The organism is Paenibacillus dendritiformis, assembly GCF_945605565.1.
Classification (GTDB): domain Bacteria; phylum Bacillota; class Bacilli; order Paenibacillales; family Paenibacillaceae; genus Paenibacillus_B; species Paenibacillus_B dendritiformis_A.
This window is the reverse complement of record NZ_OX216966.1, coordinates 1620947-1644426: the sequence shown is the minus strand read 5'-3', so window position 1 is coordinate 1644426 and position 23480 is coordinate 1620947. Positions and strand designations below refer to the sequence as shown.

Genomic DNA, 23480 nt, shown 5'->3' with positions numbered 1-23480 from the left:
AGGACGTTGTAAAACCGAACAAAAAACATTTACCATTAAGATCTCTCTCTAATTTTACTTAAAATCATATTGGCTGCTTCTACTGCACCGCCAGCACTCTGAAAAGTTTCTGACAGTTTCTGCGCATTTTCCTGATATGTCCGATTCGCCAATACCTCAGATACCGCTGCTGCCAAATATTTGGGCTTCTTTCCTTTCAATTTTAATCCTGCACCCAGTTCAGCAACCCGATCAGCCACTACTCTTTGTTCGCTATGTTGCGGAAATAAAACCATTGGAACTCCAAAATACAGGCTTTCATTCGCACTATTCATGCCGCAATGGGTAATAAATACATCTGCTGTCTGTAATACCGATATCTGATCCACGAAGTTTTTCACAGTGAAATTTCCTGGTATGCTGCCAAGAGAAGAAATCTCAGTTTTTTCACCGACTGACATCACAACATCATAGTCCGTATCTGCAAATGCCTGGATAAGGTTTTGGTAAAAATCTTGATTTTGATTAAGTATAGTCCCAAGGGAAACGTAGATTATTTTTCTATCTTTTTTATTATTCTGTACCGGCGGAGACTGCCTGATGGATGGTCCGACAAAAGCATATCGCTCAGAAAAGGTACCCGCCATCGGCTGGAATTCTTTCGCAGTATAAACAATGGTGTCCGTTTCATTATTATTTTGAATAATCGAGACAAAATTCTCTACTTCATACCCATGATCCTTTAACAACTGAATTTTTTTGTTTATTCGGGGCAAACCCACGATCATTCTCCATAATTCTATGAAACCCCGCTTCATCAGTTTCGCTGTATACTGATTAAAAGCAAAGGTAGTAGTCGAACAAATATATGGAATTCCTAGTTTTTTTGCAAATAATTTTCCCCAAAAACATAAAGAGTCGGATACAATACAATCCGGCTGAATTTCCCTTAATTCCTTACAAACCTTTTCATCCAAAGCAATGGTCGTATCGGCAACCATTTCAATCAATGCTGCAAAATCTTTGCCAACCTTACGATTCAATTCTTTATGTGATAGCTGGGGCAAGAATTCATCACAAGCAATAAATGCAGCGCCAGCACCTTCTATTTTCCCCTGAAATTCTAGAAAGGAATAATACCAAACTTGATGTCCTCTATTGACTAACTCGGTTACCACCGGAATGGTCGGATTGGTATGACCATGTGCGGGTATCGAAAAAAATACAATTTTGCTCATTCTGAGTCATCTACCTCCCGCTCAGCTTTTTGAATTATCTCCACAAATTCCATGAATTCATTACTTTTTAAGAGAGCAATTCCTTTTGTCGCATCTTCTCCCAAGACAATCAGCTTATCACCCGCTTGAATCTGATACATTTCGCGTGCCTGTTTGGGAATCACAATCTGTCCCCGCTCTCCTACCTTCACAACACCAAAGAACTGCTTCCCCTTGGGACCGAGCCGATTCGCCTCTTCTTCACTCATATTACGGGATAATTGATCCAGGGTTACTTGAAAAATATCAGCGAGTAGCTTGCATTTAAAAATATCGGGCAAGGCATCCCCGTTTTCCCACTTGGCTACGGTCTGTCGTGATACGTTTACCTTCTCAAATAATTGTTCCTGACTCATTTTATGCTTTTTACGCAAAACACAAATATTCATACCAATCATATTTTTTCATCTCCATATACATTTAAATATATAGAAGATCCAAGGTGAAGATCTAGCAACAGTCCGCAACATTTTTTGTTAAAAATTGTGGCAAAGCACTCATCCATTCAGTACAAGTAGAACATCTTCAAAGACTTGGCTGTCATGGACATTTCTAAGCGTTACTTTGACGCCAAATATAAAGGATGCGTTTTAATTACACAAATATCCCCTCCGCTCAACACCCAAGATTATCATTACCAACAATCTCAAGATGTCAACCACGAGGGGATACCTTCAACGCTATTCGATTTTTACAAAACTCAGCTTACTTTCAATGTTCAGAACCCTAATCCACTCTCAAATGCTGCCTATAACCTTCCATCCATCAACTGCGCCCATCACTTCAACCCATAATACCCGCACACCACTTCGGCAACCGACTTCGCGGCCACGAGCAGCCCATCTTCGTCGATATCGAACTTCGGATGGTGATTGAAGTAGACCTCTTCTGCGTTCTTCGGCTTGCAGCCAATGTAGAAGAAGCAGCCCGGGATTTTTTCCAAATAGTACGCAAAGTCCTCAGACCCGGATAGCATATCGCCTTCATGGATAGCTGTCAAATAATCGCCGACTCCCTGCTCCAGATAACGAACGACGTTCGCGGTCACCTCGGGATGATTGTAGAGCGGCGGATAATCGGCCGTATAGGTTAAGGTCGCTTGTACGCCGAACGTTTCTTCAATCCCTCTGACGATGCGATGCATCTCTTTATCGATTAGCGCCTGGGTCTCTGTCGTCATGTAACGCACATCGCCTTCCAGCTCGACATAGTCCTTGATGACGTTAAAGCTGCCTTTGCCGTCGAAGGATCCGATCGTCACGACGCCGGTATCGAATGGATTCAGGCGCCGGCTAATGATCGTCTGCACCGTCGTGACGAAGTGCGCGGCAGCCACGATCGCGTCATTGGCCATATGTGGCGAGGAGCCGTGGCCGCCTTTCCCTTGAATGCCGAGCTTGAAGTAGCTGCGGCCTGCCATCGCGTATCCGCTGCGATACATGACTTCACCAACATCCCCCGTAGGGAAAACGTGAACGCCGAAGATCTGATCCACGTCATCAAGAAGGCCGGACTCCACGATGCTCTTCGCACCCCCGGGAGGCGTTTCCTCCGCATGCTGGTGAATGATCTTAATCGTGCCGGGAAGCTCATCCTTGAGCTGAATCAGGCAGTCCGCCAGCACGAGCAAGTAAGCGGTATGCCCGTCGTGGCCGCAAGCGTGCATGACGCCGGGATTTTCAGAAGCAAAGGGAAGACCCGTCTCCTCCTGAATGGGAAGTGCATCAAAATCAGCCCGCAGCGCTATCGTCTTGCCCGGCTTGCCGCCTTGAATCGTGACGATAATGCCATGCCCGTTTCCGGCTTCCGTATCCAGCTTCACGTCTTTGCCTTGATAGAAGTCGCGAATATACTTCGCGGTTTGTTCCTCTTGGAAAGATAGCTCCGGATGGGCATGCAGATGTCTGCGAATCGCAATGATCTCATCCTTACGTGCATCGAGCATCGCTAATAATGGTTCACGCATGTTCATATCCTCCTGTGAATCTGTATAACTTGAATCTAATCCCAAACCTCCAAGCTTCCAAGCTCTCTAATCGGTATTCTTATTTTGCAGCCGGAGCGAGAGCTGCATTCTCTTTTTTGCTGCCCTTTGGTGCCGTGATAATAACCGACAGTAAGGATACCACACAGAATGCAACGTTCGTCAACAGCCCGATCATGGCGGCCAGCTCTATACTTCCGGCAGCAGCGATAACCCCGTACACGCTTGCGGAGATGGCGACACCGAACGAACCGCCGAGCGAGCTCGCCATTTTATAGATCCCGGACGCAATACCGACCTTGCTCTCCGGCGCATTGGAGACCGCCGTATCCGTCGATGGCGTCGCATACATGCCAAGTCCGATACCGAAGAGCATGAAGCCGACAAAGACGAGCAGCGTATAGAGAAAGCCGGGGACAAAGGTGAATGACATCAAGGCAATCCCAATCGCCGTAATGAGTGAGCCCGTAATCATTGGCTTACGGGAGCCATGCTTCTGCAGCAGCTTCTCGCCGACACGAATCATGACGAGAACGCACACCAAGTAGCCAAGGGACAATAGCCCGGATTCGAAGGCGGTAAATCCGCGCCCGATCTGAACGTACGTATTCGCGACAACCAAGGTGCCTGCTGCGGCATTCAATAAGAAGTTCGACACGGTTGCCCCGGTATAGGCTTTATTTTTGAACAGAGTAAAGTCAATGAATCCATTCGCATGGCGGAGCTCAATTTTGAAGAAAATGAACATCGACACAAGGAACACGGCAGCAAGAGACAATGTAATCGCGCTTGTCCAGCCGAAGGAGGAGCCCCGCGTAATGATCAGGTTCAGGGTAACCAGCGTAATCACGAACGCAACCAGGCCGCCGAAATCGAAGCGAGCCTTGCTGTCCGATGGTTCGACCTGACTCTTGCTCTCCGGCGTACCCTTGATGAGCAGCATCGCGAGCACAGCGAACACGATCGAGAAGACAAAGATCCAGCGCCAGCCCATGTACGTTGCGATGGCGCCGCCGGCGAAGGAGCATACCCCGGAGCCGCCCCAAGATCCGATGGACCAGAAGCTTAGCGCCCGTTGTCTCTCGGCTCCCTCGAAGTACGTCTTCATCAGAGCCAGCGTAGCCGGCATGATACAGGCTGCAGACAGACCTTGGATCACCCGGCCTGCGATCAGCATTCCGGAACCATGCGCGAGAATGAGCAACAAGGAACCTATAATACTAAGAATGAGCCCAATGTACGTCAGCTTCATTCGTCCGAACTTGTCCGCCAGGCCACCGGCAACGACGATAAAAATCCCCGAGAATAACGCCGTCAAGCTGATGGCTATATTCAGCGTATCAAGAGATATTCCGAGATCAGCCTGGACGTCAGGAACGATGTTAACCATGGATTGCGCGAAGAGCCAGAAAGTGATAACCCCGAACACGATCCCTATGATAAGCTTATCGGTGCCTTTATACGGAACTGTTGGTGTCTTCATCTCTTTCGCCCTCTTTCATGTAGTCTATAACGAGTGCACCCATGACTTTAGCAGCAATCTGCAAGCAGTCTTCATTGATATCGAATCTAGGGTGATGATGAGGGTAATACTCTCCATTGTCAGGCATCGCGCCTATATAGAAAAATACGCTTGGACGCTGCTGCGCGTAATAAGCGAAATCCTCTGAAGGCGGCTGCGGTTCACAGCGTTCGATCGAGGTGACCTCAGGAATGTCGCTCTGAGTCAGCGACTTCACCACGAATTCCGTGAATGCCGGATCATTGATAAGAACAGGATAGTCATTGTTGTACTCAAGCTCATACGTGATCCCGAACATTTCTTGAAGCCCGGATAAGATGCGGCGAATTTCCTTTTCAATCAAGCTGCGGGTCTCTTCCGTCATCGCCCGGACATCGCCTTCAAGCTCGACCGAGTCTTTAATGACATTGAAGCTTCCTTTTCCGTCAAAGGAGCCAATCGTAATGGAGCCGACATCAAATGGATTCAAGCGGCGGCTCACGATCGTTTGCACGGCGCATACGAATTCGCTTGCGGCAACAATGGCGTCATTGGCCATATGCGGCGAGGAGCCATGACCGCCTTTCCCTTGAATCTTCACCTTGAAGTAGGCGCGTCCCGTCTGGATCGGTCCTTCCCGGTAGAAGATTCCTCCCGTCTCCATGGTAGACATGACGTGGATGCCGAGCACATGGTCCACCCCACCCAGGCAGCCGTCCTGAATCATATGAATCGCTCCGCCGGGCGGCGTTTCTTCCGCGGGTTGATGCAAAATAACGACCTTGCCCGCTAACTGATCCTTCATCTCCATCAACGTCTCGGCAAGGACAAGCATGTAAGCCGTATGCCCATCATGTCCGCAAGCGTGCATGACGCCCGGATTCTTCGAGGCAAAGGGAAGTCCCGTCTGCTCCGTGATCGGCAGCGCGTCGAAATCCGCGCGGATCGCCAAGGTCTTGCCCGGCTTGCCGCTATCAATTGTGACAACCACCCCGTGGCCGCCGACATGCTCGCGAACGTCACAGGGCTTATCTGTATAGAATTCAGCGATATACTTCGCGGTGTTCTCCTCCTGGAAGGAAAGCTCCGGATGCGCATGCAGATACCGTCTGATCTCAATGATGCGTTCTTTTTTCTCATCCAGTCGTCTAAATAGTTCCGTCTTCATGACCTCTTCCCTCCTATAACATGATGCTTATCACCGGCCAGTGTAGAAACTTGTTCTACGCCTTTATTATAGGAAAGAAAGCGGTTGCAATCGGCCCCATTTTTGCACTCCCATGTCCTCTATTTTTGCCGTCTTCTTGTTTGACCTTGCTGTCTGGACAAAACGAAGGGGTCATTTTTACCCACTTTCGTCAAATGTGATTTATAGCATAGCATCGAACGTTCTGCGGAACTCATAAAAGTGAATCGCGTTCATGTCCAAGTACACATAAAAGGACCAATCCTCGCTGACCTGCTCGTCAATGACTTTCAAGGAAGGGATAGATCGGTGAATGACATAATTCATAATCTCCTGATCGACGCCATGCTTGCTGTTGAGCTTCCCCCACTCCGAATACAAGGCCCCATGATCGCGGTCGAATTGGAATTTGCGAATCTGATACGCGCCTGGCTTCATGCCAAGCAGGCGAATATGCATCTCCTTCTTCCGCTGTCTCAGAAACAGCTCTTCCACCGAGAAGCGTGGATTGAAGTTATTGCAGTTCAATAGAGCAAGCTGGTATCCATCTGCATGCTCCGTCATTACATAATCTTTCCCTTGTGCGACTATTCGCCCCCGCAAACGTTCCTTGAACATGACCGCGTAATAAGCAGGTCTCTTTCCATTGAAAAAGTGAAACAGCTCCAGCCCGTCAATGCTTATATTGCGAGCACTGCGCTCCTCCTCATGCTGCTCCGTATTGATCCAGAAGCCGATCGCGTTAACCTCACGGCTTAGATCCAGCACCGCCCTCATCACTAAGGCACCGCGGAAAAACGTTCCGTTTGTATATCTCGTATTCCCGGTCAACGTATTCCAAGACATGAGAAACAGCGGTTTTTCCATACGATACTTCCTTAAAAAAGCTTTCAGTTTGGTCGTAACGGAGAGGATATAGTCCTGCGTTTCGGTGAAATCATCATCAGCCGATTTATCGAAATCAACGACTTCGTTCGGATTCGCTTCGTAGGCAAGGAAGTCAATCACGCCGCCGTGGCTTACTTGCCATTCATGCGGTGCAGTCGTTGTCCCTGTTCGTTCGGAAAAAGGAAGATAGGTCCCCACCTGCACTCGCTCTTCCCTGCTCTTCACTAAAGACTGAAGGCGAAGATATATCCGCCGAAGCTCTTCCGGGGAGGCAATCGTGACATGAGGCTCATAATACAGGAAGCGCCACTTCGCTACCGTATCCCGTCCAAAAATGTGAATCGAGTGACGGATAAACTTGTCCAGCAGCTCGAAATACTTGTTCTCGTCGGAGGAAATCTCCTGGTATTCGATGCGGATCAGGAGATGGAGATGATGATCTTGCAGGAACTGGAGAGCCAGATCGGAATTCATGAACGGCGTAGAGGTCGCCACCAGTTCATCCGTCTCCACTTCGGGAAGCAGCGTCTTGCCAAAGATCAGGTTGCGAATTCCGATATAACGGATACGGAGCTCCTTCTTGGCCATGAGAAGCTGCTCTTTGACATTCTCATTGAGGAGTTCCTTAAGCTGTCCGATGAAGAGAACATGCGTGGAAGCCGCCACTTCCTCCTGCCGGGTTGGGTCAAGCTCGATCTGCCTTTTCTCAAATACAGCCTCACTAATATCCGAGATCTGCTCCCCTGTCTCAATGTACTGAGCAAGCTTCGCCAGAATATCCGGGGATTGCAGCACCGTTCTGGGCTCGGAAGCATGGTTAGCCGCTGGCTGTGCATCGTCCTGCCGCTCCAAATGCTCCTTCCGGTATTTGGCCGGGGACATCCCGTAGGCCGATTTAAATACGGCATTGAAGTTTTTCGAGCTTGCAAATCCGTGCTTTAACGCGATATGAGATAACGAATCTGTGGAATGAAGCAGATCATCCAGACTATGCTTCAGCCGTACCAGATTGACGTACTGGACGAATCCAAAGCCTGTCATTTTCTTGAAATATCGAGAGAGGTAAGAAACGGATAGATACTCCTTCTGAGCGATCTCATGTAAGGTAATCGGCTCGTCGTAGCGCTGCTCAATCTCCTGAATGATGCGCATAATCCGTTCGTCGTCGTGAGAACTCCCTTCCCGCATGGGAGCCTCGGTCTTAAAGAAACGAGTCAGCAGCAGCATCGTTTGGAATAAGCTGCTCTGCAGTTCCAGGTTCGGAAGCTCGCCTGTTCGCGAGTAGGCAATCATGATCTCGGCAAGATAACGCCGCAGAAGGGCGACCATCTGCTCGCGCCCGCGGTCCATCTCCCGCGAGAAGCAGTCGAAGTGATAGGAGAAGTACGATTTATCATGCTGGGCAAAGAACTGTGCCGTCAGGCTCAGCACGATGACGATATTGTCCTCCTGGCTTGACATCTCATGCCTGACATTGCGGTTCAGGATCAAGATATCATGAGCCTGCAGCTTATAATCACGAGCTGTACAATTCACGGTCAGGCTCCCGCTGATCACAAACAGGATCTTCGTTCCAAAATAACTCGTTGGCGGCATCGACCGAATATTTTCCATGCTGATCTCATAGTTGTTGTGGGTTGCTGCATTCGGCATGATGAACGCCTCCTTGGCTTAAGTATGACCGCATTGGTTGAAAAACATTAGGTTTAGTTCAGTTTACGTGAGCCTATTTTTATTGTCCAGACAAGTGCAGACGCTCCAGTAAGCCATTTCCAACCAAAAAGGCTTCAAGCTGTAAGGCTTGAAACCTCCATGAATCGCATCTAACGCTTCAATCTGTTCTTAATTTTGAATACATATTGAGATCGTTAAGCTTTCCGTTTACTTTTTCATACTGTCTCAGTGTTCCCTCAAACGTAAAGTTTAACTTTTGTAATACTTTTACTGAATTCACGTTCGCGGGTTCTACTTTTGCTTCGATTCGATTCAGCTTTAAAGATGAGAATGCGTAATCTAACAAAGAACAGATAGCTTCTGAAGCGTATCCTCTTCCCCAAAATGCTCTAGCAATGTCATATCCGATTTCTGCCTTTGCATTTTCAAAATCTATGGAATTGTAACCACAAGAACCTATGATTTCATTTGATTCAATTTCAATTATGGAGAAACGAATAGCTTTGTTATCTTGAGAAAGTTCATCAAGGAGTTTAATCATATCTTTTGCCTGATTTTCATCAGTAAAACAATTTATATTCATGAACTTCGTAACTTCTGGATCAGACCAAATTTTAAACAAACTAGACGAATCCGATACCTTCATTTTTCTCAAATGTAAACGTTCTGTGTGTAACTCTGGATTCAATATTTTTCCCTCCAAAAATTTTTAATAGTTATCTTATAATACTTATCCGTTTTTGAACATTTTATCAATGCTTTTTTGTTCCTTCTTAAGCATCTTTTTATAAAAACGAATCCCCTTAAATGGGGCCGCCCTTATTGTAATCTATCATCGAACATTAACTGTATTTGAATACCGAACGGATCTTCAATAATACCGTATGCCTTGCTAAACACATTAGCAGATAAAGGAACAATGATTCTCACTCGTTCATCTGTAGTCAAGCTCTTATAAAAATGTTCGATTTCCTCTAAGTCCGCACTTTGAATGCACAATGAGGTGTTGTTGCCAACTACATACATTTCTGTTGCATCCATTGTATCTTCTGCCAGCATGACTTTGGTTTTTCCGAGGGATAAGACAGAGTGAGCAATATTATTCTTATTTTCATCGGTAAGCTGCAGCGAGCTGTCGCGTTTTGCCATATCTTCGTAAGTAACAAGCAACAATTCCTCGGCATTAAAATGCTTCTTGTAAAAATCTACAGCTTCTTTTGCTTTTCCGTTCATGGATAAGAAAATAGCTGCTTCTAATGTGGCACTCATTGTTCAGTCTCCTTTTATATCATGATGCAGGCAATTTGATATATACCTTGAGCTTACTATAATATAGAAAGGTATCAAAACATGACACCTTTATGAGGGGATTTATGTATGAAGAAATCAGAAAGATTAAATGACATGATAAGATACTTGAACAGTCGAGAGTTCTTTAATTTACAGGACCTCATGGAGAAGTACCATATTTCAAAAAGTACAGCTCTGCGCGATATTAGTTCATTGGAACAATTAGGTATGCCTATTTATGCGGAGCATGGCAGACATGGCCGATATGGTATCTTAAAAAATAGATTGTTATCCCCCATTACTTTTACGATGGATGAAGTGCATGCGCTGTACTTTGCCATGTTGACGTTAGAAGCTTATCAATCAACCCCGTTTCATTTAAGCGTTACCCAACTTAATGAAAAGTTTGAAAACTGTCTTTCCAAAAATCAAATCAAACAGATTCACCAAATGAAAAAAATCCTGGAATTTGAAGCATATCAGCATCATCATGTGAGCCGTTTTTTAGATAAGATTCTAAAAAGCATTCTTCATGAGAGTACCTGTAAGCTTCAATATGTAAAAAATAATGAGAAAAAAAGCTACCAGGTTCAATTTTTCAAAATTTCCGCTAAATTTGGTCAATGGTACGCCACTGGAATCGAGTTAAATACAAATAAATATCGAGTTTTCAGATGTGATAGAATAACCGGGATCGAAGAAGAGGACAACAAGCCACACTTTTCGATAGATGAACTCCTTAGTCGTTCATTAGAAATGTATCAATCAGAGAAGAGTATTGAGTTTGAAGTAGAGATTATAGAACAAGCAAAGGATCTGTTTTATAAAGAGCATTATCCTTCCATGAAAATAGAAAATGATCATAAAACAGTTATTAAGGGCTTCTATAATCCAGGAGAAGAGGAGTTTATCGCGGACTATTTTATGAGATATGGTCATCATGTGGTATCCGTGAAGCCTGAATCCTTAAAACAACTTATCCAGGAAAGAGCAGAGAGTCTCTTTAATCACTATCAAAAATTATAACAGTTTTCTCCGCCCCAATAGGGGAATAATGTTTCCTTACCTGCCTTCGCTTCTCTCCCATCAGATCACTTGCAACGACCGCGTATCGCTTCAGATTGCTGGATCTGACGATTCAGTGCCCAACTCATTCATTTTCATTATTGTAGCGGAATAAATAAAAGCGCCTTGCAGACGGATCTGCGAAGGCGCTTTGTTCGGGGAGCTGTTACCCCGGATCAATTGAACAATGCTATTTCTCTAACCATAATGCCGGTACGTTAAGCGGTTCCCAGCCCGCCATCGAAATATGTTCTTGAAGACACTGGTACGTTGCTTCGCCGTAAGTCACTTCCTCCCCGATCTTATACGATATACCCGGAGCCCAAGTCGGAGACGGTTGTGACGAATCGGAATCCGTCGTTACCGTTACGGCATTGCTTGCTTCGGACCGATTGCCTGAGGCGTCTACCGCTCTAACTGTGAACGTATATGTGGTATCGGCCGTCAAGTCGGTAACCGTCGCCGAAGTATTCGCGACTGTGGCGGCTAACGAGTCTCCGTTATATACTTCATAAGCGGTTACGCCCTCGTTGTCCGTGGGAGGATTCCAGCTAAGCGATACGCTTGTGCCAGTTTGGCCCGTGGATATTAAATCGCCAGGTGCGCTCGGGGCTGGCGTATCGCCCCCGCCGGCTGCCGCTAGCACAGCAGCGTGCGCATCAACAATGCCATGCCCATACTGATCAGAGCTTCCGGCAGGCTGCGCTGTATTGCGGAGAATATCTCCGGCCGCAGCAGGGCTAAGATTCGGATTAACCGATCTCATCAGTCCGAATACGCCAGTCACATGAGGGGTTGCCATCGAGGTTCCAGACAAAGTTGTGTATTGGCCGTTCTTATATGTGCTGTATATGTTCGACCCAGGAGCCATCACATCAAGACCCGGTCCATAATTGGAGAAGCTTGAACGCGTTCTGCTCGAGGTCACGGAACCAACCGCGATCGAGCCGCTGTAAGCCGCCGGATAAGAGATGCTTGGGCGTCCGTCATTGCCAGCGGCCGCCACCACGATGGTGCCCAAGCTGACTGCGGTTTGAATCGCCTCATCCATCCCTTGATCGTAACCGCCGCCACCCAGCGACATATTGATGACATCGGCTCTAATATTAGCGGCGTAAACAATACCTTGTTGAACGCCATACAGCGAACCTGAACCGCTGTCGTTAAGCACTTTAATAGGAATCAAGGTCGCGTTCTGCATGACGCCTGACACCGATCCATAACTGGCAATCGTTCCAGCGACATGAGTGCCATGCCCATTACCATCGTTTGTGGTACCGCCTACAAAGCTGCTGCCCAAGCTAGTGTTCACGAGATCTTTCAAGCTCGGATGGTTGCTGTCAATTCCCGTGTCAAGCACGCCGATCCGGACTGAGCTCGACCCGGCCGTGATCTCCCAGGCTTGCGGAACCTTAATCATCTCATAATGCCAACGTTGGTTGTTGTGAATGGCTTGAGGTGAAACATCTTGCACGGTTGCCGTTTCAAGCGCGTACATTTTGCGGTTTTCCGAGATGTACCGAACATGGAAACCAAGGTTGTCTAATTTTTTCTCCAAAGTGTTTTTGGCGGACTCGATTGACTTGTAGTCCTTTACAGAGTACTCGACCAAATAGACCAATCCCATTTTCTCTATCGCCGTAGCCCTGACATCGCTATCCAGCGCCTGCACCGAGAAAGTGCCGGCATCCTGCCCGAACAGTGAATCGGCAATAGCAAAACCGCTCTCCGTGAGTGAATCGGCTTCCATCAATATATCATCCACGCTTTGGCTCGAATCCATGAACGGTTCCTCGAGCGACACCACGAGTTGACCTTCAATATAATCACTCGAGTGACCCTCAGCGGGGCTGCCAAACGACACCCCTGTTAATAAAGTGACCATTAACAAAATGGCAGCTAAAACAGAGCTTAGAAACTTCTTCATCAAATATCCCTCCTCCATGGAATAAATAATTTGTGCTGCTTTCTGGTGTTCAGCATGATGAAATAGAGTTCGTCACGATGCTGAGAAAGCGCATTCAAAGTTTAGATTTACCAAGCCTCCTTTTTTCGGTTCTTACTCCCTGATTTCCTGATTCCCCCCCTTCTTAATGTCATTAATTAATTGGGATTTTCGGTAAATAAATTACTCTTTTTCCCAACTAACTTTATTTTATCATCATTTTTTTGGAAAAGTAAACAGAAAATTTAAAAAATAAAATTGTCATCTATACGATGAAAGTCCGGAATGGGGGGTGGCAAGCGCGGGCGGAAAGATGACGTTCTTATCTGGGGAGGCCTGCGAATATGCAAAGTATCTTCGTAACCGCGGCTGAGAAGTCGCGCTGAATCCTCATGATGGCTAATTCCCGCCGCGGCCCTTGGGGAATGGCTCGAAAATGTAAATAATGCCCTTCCGACCTCCTATTGGGAAGCGAAAGGGCTGAAAAGTTTGCTTTCTCGTTATTTAGAGGTTGGCGAAGAAGTTCCGCTACGTTACCTTGAGGTGTAAGCCCATCATCGTCATGTACGCTTTCGGGCAACCACCGCTAACCGGCCGTCTTCGGTTGAGTATTCACACGTAGACAGAATAATAAGCTTGTCGCCATACCGGGCTGTCACGCCAGTGTCGTAAAGCGCGAGTTTTTTGATGTTCTGAATATACGAGTCAAACTCATCGGATGTTCCTACCTTCTCAATCTGGTAGTATTTAAAAACGTCGTCCGTTTGGCGATAAACCTTTGAGAGAATAACGGCAACAATTTCATATTCTTCCTTCTCGTAAAGCGAACTGAACTGGAACGTAGCATGTTCCTTATAATAGCTTTCTTTCTTATACTTCATCAAATCCGCAAACAACACGCCGCTTTTCATGTGATGCCCGTGAATCAGCAAAATGTCTGAACCGTTTATCCGGCTGTGTTCATCTAAAAAGGGGAGTCCGTTTTTGTTTTCCTTTTTATCGAAACCATGATTGAGATAGTATTGCGCATCCTGTTGGTTCTGCATAATCGGGTAATCAATTCGGCTGCCGTCAATTTTTAGCCAACCGACGATGTCCGGGTTTCTCTTGTAAAGCTCTTGAAATTCGGGGAGCATGACCCGCTCATACGCCTTCGAGATAAAAGGCGATGGTGTTGCTGCACCCTCGCCTGTCTCCGCTTCTTTTTCCCGTATTTCTGCCAACTCTTTAATTTGCTGCTGTTCAGCATAATCCTGCAGGTAAGTTCTCGCAATCGAGACGAGAGAAAAAACCAACAGAATAGTGAAAAAGGCGGTAAGAATTTTTTTCGTTTTGCTCATTTTCTTACCGCCTTTCCTGTTACTGAATGTTCTTTTTCTTCTTGCTGCTGAGCAGACAGAATCCGATCGCAATCAGGGACATCAGTGCCAAAGCCATATAGAAGATTGGCGATGGGCTATTATCTCCTGTTTTCGGAACATTGTCCAGCCCGTTGTTACTGTGGCCGGCTCCGTTATTGCCGTTGCCGGTTCCGGTGTTGCCGTTGCCGGTTCCGGTGTTGCCGTTCCCGGTTCCATTATTGCCGTTACCGGTTCCGTTATTGCCGTTGCCGGTTCCGTTATTGCCGTTGCCGGTTCCGTTATTGCCGTTGCCGGTTCCGTTATTGTCGTTGCCGGTTCCGGTATTGCCGTTGCCGGTTCCGGTATTGTCGTTGCCGGTTCCGGTATTGTCGTTGCCGGTTCCGGTATTGCCGTTGCCGGTTCCGGTATTGTCGTTGCCGGTTCCGGTATTGCCGTTGCCGGTTCCGTTGTTGCCGTTGCCGGAACCACTCGTCGGCGTCAACTGTACATCGTAGCGTACGATGTCGCTTCCGACCGAGATGGTTGCGCTCGTATGTGTCACATACCCGGCTTTGGTTACAACCAGATGATAATCCGTGTCCGGGAACACCATATATGCATATGCTCCGTTTGCGTCGCTCTTCTGGCTTGGGCTGGCGTTATCATTCGGAGCAAAGCCCGGAATCACAGGCAACGTTACTTTCGTGCCCGGAACGAGACCGTTCGCTATATTCCTCGGGGTATCCGCATAATACAGCGTCACTTCAGCGCCTTCGATGGTTGCGCCAGTGGTTGCGTCCGTAATGATGCCATACGGGTCAACGAGCTCCTGCGAAATATTCAATTCACCGTTCGCTTTCACGTCCAGCTTCGCATCCCGAATAAGCGTCAGTTCTTTGCCCTGCTCAAATTCATAACGTACTTCCATCGTATACTTACCTGTGGACAGCCCTGCCGCAGAGAATGTGCCATTGTTTTGCAAAGGGAATGCTTTCGGAACGCCGTTCTCCGAAATATAGCTGCCGTTCTCATCCTTCAAGTAGACGTGCAGCTTGCCGGCAAAGGCATTGTTAAGGAGCGAAGTCTTCCCATCGGGCTGCTTGAAGAGCACGATACCTACCGCAGTGATTTCTGCCGGAATCAGGTTACCCTCCGTTGTCGGGTTGGTGCCCTCAATGTATGCCTTTTGTGTGAATGGAACAGGCGTTGGTATTCCGTCAATGTCAACCATTTTAATGTAAGTAATGGTATACTCTTCATCCCGCTGAACCGGATGGTAGTATTTCCCTTCCGAATCAGTGGTGATCGTTTGCTCCTCACCGGTCTTCACGTTCTTCACGATAATGACCGCATTGGGAATGACCAATCCAGTATTATTGTCCCGCAGAACACCCGTAAGCGCCGCCGGCATAGCGATTACAATTGCCTTATCCTCGTTGTATGGCACACCCGATGGACTGGTGGCTGTGGTGGTTGCAGTGATCTCGTACTCCTTCGGCGTTGTATCACTCAACTTCGGCGGCGTATAGTGAATCTTTGCCTTGCCGTCTTCGTCGGTAATCGCCGTTCCTATTACCGTACCATCCTCCAGCTTAAACACAATCTCCTTGCCCTCTACCGGGTTGCCATCCGTTCCCGTGAGAGTGGCTGTCAACTCGGAGGGAGTCTTGCCGTCCCCAGGCACCTTCGCAGTTTTTGGTTCTAAGGCAAGCGTACCCGGAAGGTATCTGGCATTCACAAAAGGAGCCTGGGCGATTTCATCCTCCTTGATATTGCCTGTATACTCCCGGCTCTCCGGGTCGGTCGTATACCCGTCCGATGTATAATCCGCTTCGGTTACGATATAGAACGAGTCTTTGGGGATGCCCACAATGGTAACCGTCTGTCCGTGCTTGAGCAGGAGCCTGTCTCCCGATTGGATCGTTCCTGTAGTACCGTCAGGCTTAGTATAGGTATACGTTCTGTTTGCGCCTGCTCCGGTGAAGGTGACGGTGTACTCAAATTCCTTGTTCACATCGCCGCCGTTGCCTGTCACCGTATTTCTGATCAACAGACCGCCAGGCAAATCTCTATGATTGACGAACTTGGCTTCGGCAGTTGTCGCCTGCACGATGCTGCCTGTAAGTGTCAGCTCCGCCGGGGTGGTAACGTAGTCCTCGCTAGTGTAAGCTGTCTGCTCGACGGTGTAAGTAAGTCCCTCGGGCAGCTTATCCACAGTGACCGTCTCGCCGTGCTTGAGCGTGATAGTCCCGCCGGATATGATCGTTCCTGTACCACTTGTACCACTGTTCGACTTGGTATAGGTATACTCATCTCCTGCGCCATATGGACCTGTGAAGTTGACTTTGTAGGTAAACTCCTTATGTTTGTCGCCGCCGTTACCGGTCACTGTATTACCGATCAGCAGACGGCCGTATACCATCCGAGTGTTGACGAACGGTGCCTTGTGGTCGCCATTCCCAACGATCGTGCCGGTATGAATTCCCTTCGCCGGGTCAGTGCTATAGCCGACCGCCGAGTAATCATTTTCGGTTACGGTATAGACCAGATCCTTGGGTAGTTTCGGAATGACAGCAGTTTGTCCATGCTTCAGCTGGATCTTATCGCCGTTTTTGATCATTCCATTCGTGCCATCTGGCTTGATATAAGGATAACTGTCACCCTTGCCCTCACCCTCAAAGGTGATGGTGAACACAAATTCCTTATTCTGATCGCCGCCGTTGCCTGCCACCGTATTCCTGATCGTCAGCTTGCCGGCAATAGGAGTTGGCACGATCAGCGGATTATCAGAGGTTACTTTTACGCCGTCTACCCAGATGGGCTTCCCGGGTGTGTTACCTACATACACCTGATAAATTCTTGTAGTCGGCAACCATGTCGTTGTGTCAATATAGGTTTCCTTCAGCTCATAATAGCCTGGATTCGGAAAGAGCAAATTGAGCTTGCCGTCCTTGCCGGTTTTTCCACTAGCAGCTTGCGCTCCGCCGTCTTTGTTATATAGCGTAAACTCTACGCCTTGCAGCGGATTACCGTCAGGGTCCACCTTTTTCAGCGGCAGCAGAGCATTGGTGTTTGAACTGCCGGCTACGTCAGAACTGTCCAGCGTGCTCTCACTTTTGGCGCCGATAGATTTCAGCTTATCATCGCCCGTCAGCTTTACCTCGTTGCCCATTTTGTCGCCAGCTTTCGCTTTAGAAGGATCAACCTCTGTTTGGTACACAAACTGGTAAAACTTATTCGGGTCGTTCATTTTGAATTTCAGAACTGTCGTGCCGCCCGCGCCCGGTTCGGCTTCCACCTGAACTTCACAATTCGGGTCACTGAGATTCAGTGCTGCACCGTCCCGCTCCAGAGCACCGCTCGCAGTCAGCTTGGCACGATAAACCGCCATGCTGGGAGCTATTAGCACAAGCTTTCCGTTTTCATCATAGCGCAGATTCATGCCTGCACCTAGAGTATCCTGTAAATAAACGCCCTGCTCCATGTTGAATGGCGGGGTATAGTTCACCGTCCATTCCAGCACCCCTGGAACCGGCTTAGTTACCGACTTGCCCAGCGCCTGAATCGGCACAATGACCTTGCGCTGCTCGGTTACCACCTTTTCCACTCCGCCCCATGTCATATGCAGGTCGGCTTTGTTATACAGCACCTGCCTGTCTGTACCGTTAGTGGTGTATTCCTCCAGGTATTTTTCCAGAGCTTCATTGGAAGGTCTTGCCTTCACCAGAATGACATAAGGGCTTTCCAACTTGGAGAAGGTGAAGGTGCCTACGTTGCCGCTATGAGAGAAACTCACCACATGAGCAGGGTCGTTCGACTCGATGATGGCCCTGGCGTTGTTTCGAGCCCCATAGCCGGTGCCGCTGCCATTGTCCGAATAGCCCTTATAAAGCTCAAAATCCTTCCCCTCGGAAAACGGAACGAACTCCCAGCCCTCAGGCAGGGTGTCCACCAGCTTAATGTCGCTGATCACCCGATTGCCGCCTTCCTTTGCCATCTCGACCGTGTTGTACCCCGGCATATTTACCCCTAGGCGGAAGGTGACGGTCTTGGTCGCCCGGTCATAACCAGCCAAGGTGTATTCGTCGCCGCTTGATGAGCCGTCATAACCGATATAGCGGTGAACGTCGTTCGGGGTATACCATGTGTCAGCCGTCCCGTCCTTCTTAATAGGATAGGATGCCGTAAGCATATCCTTGTTCAGCATACGCAGGTGAAGGTTGACACTGTTTTGCGCTTGTTTTACGGTTTCGCCGTCAAAGAGCAAAGCCCGATTCCAGCGTGTTTTCTCTGCGTTATTATCCTGCCTGAAGAGAACGTCCGTGTTGGTCTCCAGTGCACGGAAGCTGAAGGATGCAGCTCGGTCGGTGGTGTATCCGGTCACCTTGATCAAATCCGCCACCACTTCACCGTTCACGGTCAAAGGAATATGCTTCAAGGTCAAGCCGTTCGCGCTCTTGAGAGTATTCTTGTGGTACTTCTTCCAAAGCTGCGCAGTATTAGCATTTTCTTTGATTTTCGCAATCGTTTCCGCGCTCACCTCGCCGGTTTCATCCACCGCGTCGTTCAAGACGTTCAGATCTCCGCCATGCACCAGCACATCGTATACCACCGCATTTGGCAGGGCATACTGTGGCGTTAGGTTGACGGTCCATGTGATGCCGCCTAGGTTGAAATCCTCCATCGAGATAGAGCCTGCTTTTGTGAACGTGTGCGCCCCGACGGTGATGATTGCCTCGTCAGTTACCGCGTTGGGTCTTGTACCGGTTGTAACATCGTTGTTCTGTATGAAGTTTCCGTTTACGTCCTTCGTATCCAAATCCCAGTTGGCCCGGGGTATGTTAGTAAAGCTAGAGCCGCTTTTCACTTTGGACTTAATCACCAGCTGAACCTTACCGTTTACATCGCCGAAGAAGTAAACGCTGTTTTCATCCGGGGTAATCGGTCTTACTTCAGATGCCACTCCGTCCTCCCATGTCTGATATGTCGCTGACACGAACTCAAGACCCGCGGGCAGCACATCTCTAATGGTAAGGTTTTTTAGTCCCTTCTTGTTGTACCAGTTGACATCAGTAGTCCATGTGATGGTTTCATTTGCATGGTCATACACGCCGGATGCTTGAATCCAGTCGGGTGCAAAGGAAATCTCTTGACCTGCACTCACTAAAACAGTGTCATCGCTCTGCTTTAATTGCACTTTTCCATTCATGTCCCGATAGCTGCGGCCAAGATTCCCCGGTGGATTCTTGTACTCGTAATAGTAAGCTTCCTTTGGGATCCACGTCTTAAACTCAACCTTCGGCTCTATACCGGTACCCGACGGGAAGATGTAGCTCAGCTTACCGTCGGCGTCGATATTCGGTTCTACCGCTATGTCGTTGACCTTGAAGGAACCATGCACATAGATACCGCGGACATTGCCAAAGCCGGTATTATAAGATGCAGGGTCCGTAAAAAACTTCGTCCCGTCGAGCGGTAGCTTGAGTGTTTTATCAAACTTATCGAAAGCAGAGACGGTTGACTGCCAGGTAACCGCACCCTCAACAAACTGTGCGGGTTGAATACCGCGATAGCCATACTGATCCCACCTGATCATTCCGGTCGAACTCAATGTGATGCTGTAATCGGGCGTAACGTCCGGGTTTTTTAGCTGGTACGCTCCCCCGAAAATGGAGATAGGCTTTGAATCGCCATGCTCTATACCCGTTACATCCGAATTGGCGGTGGTTTCAAAGCCGAAGGTAACCCCTGTTCCCACACCATTGAAAAAGCCATCGTCGCCATTAAACACAATCTTGATGCTATTCGGGGTGAAATAGGCCGTGCCAAGCTGTTTCGGGCCATAATCAGTTGCTGCCATCAAGGTTTTGGTAGCTGTTGGCAACACCACTTCCTTGAAGTAGTCATCCCGTCTGAGTTCGATCCAGTCACCCTTCTGAATGTATAGGGCTGGATTCGCATTCGTCGGATCATCGTCATCACCATTCACTGGCACCTTGAGGCCTTCCGACATGAGCGTGAATGGCTGTCTGCCCTGGATAGTCCCGCCAGGCTCAATAACAGCAAGGGGAGTTCCCTGCTTCACCTCCAGCGGAAAGGTTGAATTCGCTCCCATAAACACCGTTGTTTTGTCCGATGGACCTAAAACCATCGCCGCGAAGCTGGCCGGCGTATCATACACTGCCTCAGTTACCGACGGTTCTGTCGCGGTCGGTGAGCCAGTCTCGCTGACTGTTTCCGTCCCGGAATCGACTTGCGCGCTCTCCGCATATGCAGGAGCAGAGAACGTCACCGATTGCAAAATAAGCAAAACCGCTAGGCAGAAAGACAGCATAGATTTGCTTATACTGCGTTTTCGCTTCATTGCAAAATTCTCCCCCATTTTCCGAAGTTTTTGTCGATAACAAGATCATCTGCCCAATATCATGCACAAGCGAATAGACATATGCTATTTGCTTGACCCAGCGACCCTTCACATCTTCGAAATCTTGCGGAGTTCGAGATGACCGAGCAAGCTCCGTGGGTGTGCAGGCGATTGATCAATGCTTATAACTTTCCTCCCTCCTCACCTCGACCATTTTTCGCCATCAAATCCTGAAAAAATTACAGAATTCATCAAGTTTAGACAGCGTATTTCACTATTTTACTAGCACGACCTATACAAAACTTATACAACCACTCGACAATAGTAACTCATCTTCCGCCCAGACTTATTTAGGAAAATTGGAAACGAGTTAGCGAAATAACCGAGCATCCGAACTCGTAGCGGATAGGGGCAAGAGGTGATGCCAACCATCAATATTAGGTGCTCCACATGTGTGGATTGCTGACGGTACGTTTAGGTGTGACCTTTTTGATTGATATGCATCCAAAGTTGTTGCTACGATAGTTCAACGCAGCAAGGTAAACTAATGAAATGGCAGAGGAGTTATTCATCATGAAAAGAATTGTAACACTGAGTACACGCAAACTGATGGACACTGTAAAGCACGGCGGATGCGGCGCTTGCCAGACATCTTGCCAGTCTGCTTGCAAGACTTCCTGTGGCGTGGCCAACCAGCGTTGTGAAAACGCAATGAACAAATAGAATGTGAAACTCACCGCCGTCCTGCAAGGACGGCGAAGTTGTTTATGCTGGAGAGCCGTTGCAATTTGTAGGCAAAAAGGAGCTTGATTCGCAGTATGATTCATCAATATCAACTGAACGGATACAACATCGTGATCGACACCTATAGTGGCTCAGTGCATGTTGTTGATGACCTGGCGTATGAGATCATTGCGCTTTATGAGCACGCAACACCCGAACAAATCCTGACGATAATGAAGGAAAAACATTTCTCTGAGGAATGCATTCGTGAGACCATCTCAGAGGTCGAGGAACTTAAAAGCAATGGGCAGCTCTTTACAGAGGATGCGTATGAGGAGCTGTCCATGGATTTAAAAAAACGAAAAACGTATGTGAAAGCGCTCTGTCTCAATGTCGCGCATACCTGCAATCTGTCATGCGAATATTGCTTCGCCAGCCAAGGGAAGTACAATGGCGATCGAGCAATTATGAGCGTAGAGGTTGGACAAAGAGCTATCGATTACCTCCTCGAAAATTCGGGCCATCACCGTAACCTGGACATCGACTTCTTCGGCGGAGAGCCGCTTATGGCTTGGAAAGTCGTCAAAGAGATTGTAAAGTACGCACGAAGCAAGGAAAAGGAATGGAAGAAAAAATTCCGCTTCACCTTCACAACGAACGGCATGCTGCTAAACGATGAGGTCACCGATTTTTTAAATCAGGAAATGTACAATGTCGTCTTAAGCTTGGATGGAAGAAAAGAGGTTCATGATCGGCTGCGCACAACCGTTACCGGCAAAGGCAGTTATGATTCTATCGTGCCGAAATTCCAGGAATTCATCCAAAAGCGCGGAGACCAGGAATACTATGTACGGGGAACATATACGCGGAACAATGTCGATTTCACCAATGACATATTCCATATCGCAGATCTTGGTTTTGACAAAATCTCGATGGAACCTGTCATCTGTGATCCACGGGAGCCCTATGCGCTTACCGAGAACGATCTCCCGGAAATTTACAATCAATACGAAATTCTCGCCAAGGAAATGATTAAGCGCAGCGAACAAGGCAGAGGGTTTACTTTCTATCATTACATGCTTGATCTCTCGGAAGGTCCTTGCATCCAGAAGAGAATAACAGGCTGCGGATCAGGCACAGAATACCTCGCTGTCACGCCATGGGGCGAACTGTTCCCATGCCACCAGTTTGTCGGGGATGAAGCGTACAGCATGGGGAACATCTGGGATGGCATCACGCGGCCTGAGCTGCAGTGCCAATTTAAAGAGAGCAACTGCTACACGAAGCCGGAGTGCAAGGATTGCTGGGCTAAACTCTACTGCAGCGGCGGCTGTCCCGCCAATGCCCTGCATGCGACGGGCTCCATCAACGGAACCTACGAGTTTAGTTGTGATGTTTTCCGGAAACGGATTGAATGTTCCATGATGGCGAAGGTTGCGGAGTCGATCAGAGCGATGGAAGAGAATCAGATGTAGTAGATGAAAGAGGGGCACCGGCCCCTCTTTGCATTTTCGTCCGTACTTGTCTGTCATATGTATCTGAATCATTTTGCGAAACATAGAATGATAACATCATCTATTACCTACGATTTGCCTGAATGTGCTTGCAAAATTCCAAGAATGAAGGTGCTACAACTATTGCATCATCAGGGTCGTAACTTTCTTCGTAATCCATATATTTAATTTCCCCGGTTTGGATATCAATCCAAAAATCATTATCCGCATGATTGTCAGCAAAAGGGATATGGAATAGAATGAAATGATCAAAATCCTCAGAATAATCTGCCCTTCTATCTTTTGCTCTTTCAATAGACATTGTGTAATAGGAATCATCCTCATCTTCGATTAACGGAATATGAAAAAAACTCCCAATCTCTATCGATAAATAATCCTTGTTTGATATTTCATAAAAATGATCAGGGTAAATATATGCCCCTTTAGTAAAAACCCCACCATTATTAGCAAGGTAAAACGCGATAAAATCTTTTTTTCCCGGAAACTCATCAGATACAACTTCATTTATTTGGGAGACTGATATCTCCTTCCAAGAATCCTCAAAACAAATATCCTGATTCAGAAATCTATTATTTTTCCCTTTAGAATGGTTGTACATGTAAGTTCCACATCCTATCTTCCTTTTATTTTTCGTCTTCTTTTAGAGCGCCGACTATATGTGAGTGTTTATAATAGTCTTCGTGTACAAATTGCATTCTGATTGTATTTGTTGTCTAAGTATTTACATTACTTATAAAAGCAAGATGTTTG

The 23480-nt window shown here is 47.6% G+C and carries 15 protein-coding genes; 3 read left to right on the top strand and 12 right to left on the bottom strand.

Annotated features, from left to right (window positions below):
* Window positions 1-35: 35 nt before the first annotated feature.
* From NNL35_RS07135 to NNL35_RS07100, 8 genes are all read right to left on the bottom strand, one after another.
* Window positions 36-1217 (bottom strand): macrolide family glycosyltransferase, encoded by a 1182-nt coding sequence (locus tag NNL35_RS07135; RefSeq protein WP_254553056.1) that lies wholly within the window; start codon window positions 1215-1217, stop codon window positions 36-38.
* Entirely contained in the window at window positions 1214-1654 is a 441-nt protein-coding gene (locus tag NNL35_RS07130; RefSeq protein WP_254553054.1) for a helix-turn-helix transcriptional regulator, read from the bottom strand. Before NNL35_RS07130 ends, NNL35_RS07135 begins: the two co-directional genes overlap by 4 nt.
* Window positions 1655-2034: 380 nt before the next feature.
* The gene (locus NNL35_RS07125) at window positions 2035-3222 is read right to left on the bottom strand and encodes an amidohydrolase (RefSeq protein WP_006679328.1); all 1188 of its coding nucleotides are present in this window, start codon (window positions 3220-3222) and stop codon (window positions 2035-2037) included.
* A 79-nt stretch (window positions 3223-3301) separates the two neighbouring features.
* Entirely contained in the window at window positions 3302-4723 is a 1422-nt protein-coding gene (locus NNL35_RS07120; RefSeq protein ID WP_006679327.1) for an MFS transporter, read from the bottom strand.
* Complete coding sequence (locus NNL35_RS07115; protein ID WP_006679326.1) at window positions 4698-5909, bottom strand: M20 family metallopeptidase; 1212 nt, start codon at window positions 5907-5909, stop codon at window positions 4698-4700. Before NNL35_RS07115 ends, NNL35_RS07120 begins: the two co-directional genes overlap by 26 nt.
* A gap of 201 nt (window positions 5910-6110) precedes the next feature.
* On the bottom strand, window positions 6111-8468 hold the full coding sequence (locus NNL35_RS07110) for a helix-turn-helix domain-containing protein (RefSeq protein ID WP_006679325.1): 2358 nt from the start codon (window positions 8466-8468) through the stop codon (window positions 6111-6113).
* Between the two features lie 178 nt (window positions 8469-8646).
* Window positions 8647-9177 carry a GNAT family N-acetyltransferase gene (locus NNL35_RS07105; RefSeq protein WP_040734055.1) on the bottom strand — a complete coding sequence of 177 codons (531 nt, stop codon included), beginning with the start codon at window positions 9175-9177 and terminating at the stop codon, window positions 8647-8649.
* Window positions 9178-9308: 131 nt separating this feature from the next.
* Window positions 9309-9758, bottom strand: coding sequence for a VOC family protein (locus NNL35_RS07100; protein WP_006679323.1), 450 nt, complete (start codon window positions 9756-9758; stop codon window positions 9309-9311).
* A gap of 108 nt (window positions 9759-9866) precedes the next feature.
* On the opposite strand from NNL35_RS07100, the gene NNL35_RS07095 reads away from it, so the two are divergent.
* A complete protein-coding gene (locus tag NNL35_RS07095) occupies window positions 9867-10805 on the top strand; it encodes a helix-turn-helix transcriptional regulator (RefSeq protein ID WP_006679322.1) in 939 nt (312 codons plus the stop codon).
* A gap of 229 nt (window positions 10806-11034) precedes the next feature.
* Here the strand turns inward: NNL35_RS07095 and NNL35_RS07090 are convergent, their stop codons facing one another.
* From NNL35_RS07090 to NNL35_RS07080, 3 genes are all read right to left on the bottom strand, one after another.
* Complete coding sequence (locus NNL35_RS07090; RefSeq protein WP_006679321.1) at window positions 11035-12771, bottom strand: S8 family serine peptidase; 1737 nt, start codon at window positions 12769-12771, stop codon at window positions 11035-11037.
* A gap of 578 nt (window positions 12772-13349) precedes the next feature.
* Window positions 13350-14129: a class B sortase gene (locus NNL35_RS07085; RefSeq protein ID WP_006679320.1), complete on the bottom strand. Its 780-nt coding sequence runs from the start codon at window positions 14127-14129 to the stop codon at window positions 13350-13352.
* A gap of 19 nt (window positions 14130-14148) precedes the next feature.
* Entirely contained in the window at window positions 14149-20493 is a 6345-nt protein-coding gene (locus NNL35_RS07080) for a DUF7601 domain-containing protein (protein ID WP_254553052.1), read from the bottom strand.
* Window positions 20494-21066: 573 nt separating this feature from the next.
* Between NNL35_RS07080 and scfA the strand changes: the two genes are divergently transcribed.
* Window positions 21067-21216, top strand: a complete 150-nt coding sequence (gene scfA, locus NNL35_RS07075; protein WP_006679204.1) for a six-cysteine ranthipeptide SCIFF — start codon at window positions 21067-21069, stop codon at window positions 21214-21216.
* Between the two features lie 95 nt (window positions 21217-21311).
* Window positions 21312-22691 carry a thioether cross-link-forming SCIFF peptide maturase gene (gene scfB, locus NNL35_RS07070; protein WP_006679203.1) on the top strand — a complete coding sequence of 460 codons (1380 nt, stop codon included), beginning with the start codon at window positions 21312-21314 and terminating at the stop codon, window positions 22689-22691.
* A 103-nt stretch (window positions 22692-22794) separates the two neighbouring features.
* On the opposite strand, the gene NNL35_RS07065 is transcribed toward scfB, so the two are convergent.
* Entirely contained in the window at window positions 22795-23328 is a 534-nt protein-coding gene (locus NNL35_RS07065; RefSeq protein ID WP_006679202.1) for an SMI1/KNR4 family protein, read from the bottom strand.
* Window positions 23329-23480: the final 152 nt, after the last annotated feature.

Coding starts and splice junctions, on each gene's coding strand:
- NNL35_RS07130 (WP_254553054.1), bottom strand. CDS start 1,654: ATGATTGGTATGAATATTTGTGTTTTGCGTAAAAAGCATAAAATGAGT.
- NNL35_RS07115 (WP_006679326.1), bottom strand. CDS start 5,909: ATGAAGACGGAACTATTTAGACGACTGGATGAGAAAAAAGAACGCATC.
- NNL35_RS07095 (WP_006679322.1), top strand. CDS start 9,867: ATGAAGAAATCAGAAAGATTAAATGACATGATAAGATACTTGAACAGT.
- NNL35_RS07110 (WP_006679325.1), bottom strand. CDS start 8,468: ATGCCGAATGCAGCAACCCACAACAACTATGAGATCAGCATGGAAAAT.
- NNL35_RS07090 (WP_006679321.1), bottom strand. CDS start 12,771: ATGAAGAAGTTTCTAAGCTCTGTTTTAGCTGCCATTTTGTTAATGGTC.
- NNL35_RS07100 (WP_006679323.1), bottom strand. CDS start 9,758: ATGAGTGCCACATTAGAAGCAGCTATTTTCTTATCCATGAACGGAAAA.
- NNL35_RS07135 (WP_254553056.1), bottom strand. CDS start 1,217: ATGAGCAAAATTGTATTTTTTTCGATACCCGCACATGGTCATACCAAT.
- scfB (WP_006679203.1), top strand. CDS start 21,312: ATGATTCATCAATATCAACTGAACGGATACAACATCGTGATCGACACC.
- NNL35_RS07125 (WP_006679328.1), bottom strand. CDS start 3,222: ATGCGTGAACCATTATTAGCGATGCTCGATGCACGTAAGGATGAGATC.
- NNL35_RS07080 (WP_254553052.1), bottom strand. CDS start 20,493: ATGAAGCGAAAACGCAGTATAAGCAAATCTATGCTGTCTTTCTGCCTA.
- NNL35_RS07085 (WP_006679320.1), bottom strand. CDS start 14,129: ATGAGCAAAACGAAAAAAATTCTTACCGCCTTTTTCACTATTCTGTTG.
- scfA (WP_006679204.1), top strand. CDS start 21,067: ATGAAAAGAATTGTAACACTGAGTACACGCAAACTGATGGACACTGTA.
- NNL35_RS07065 (WP_006679202.1), bottom strand. CDS start 23,328: ATGTACAACCATTCTAAAGGGAAAAATAATAGATTTCTGAATCAGGAT.
- NNL35_RS07120 (WP_006679327.1), bottom strand. CDS start 4,723: ATGAAGACACCAACAGTTCCGTATAAAGGCACCGATAAGCTTATCATA.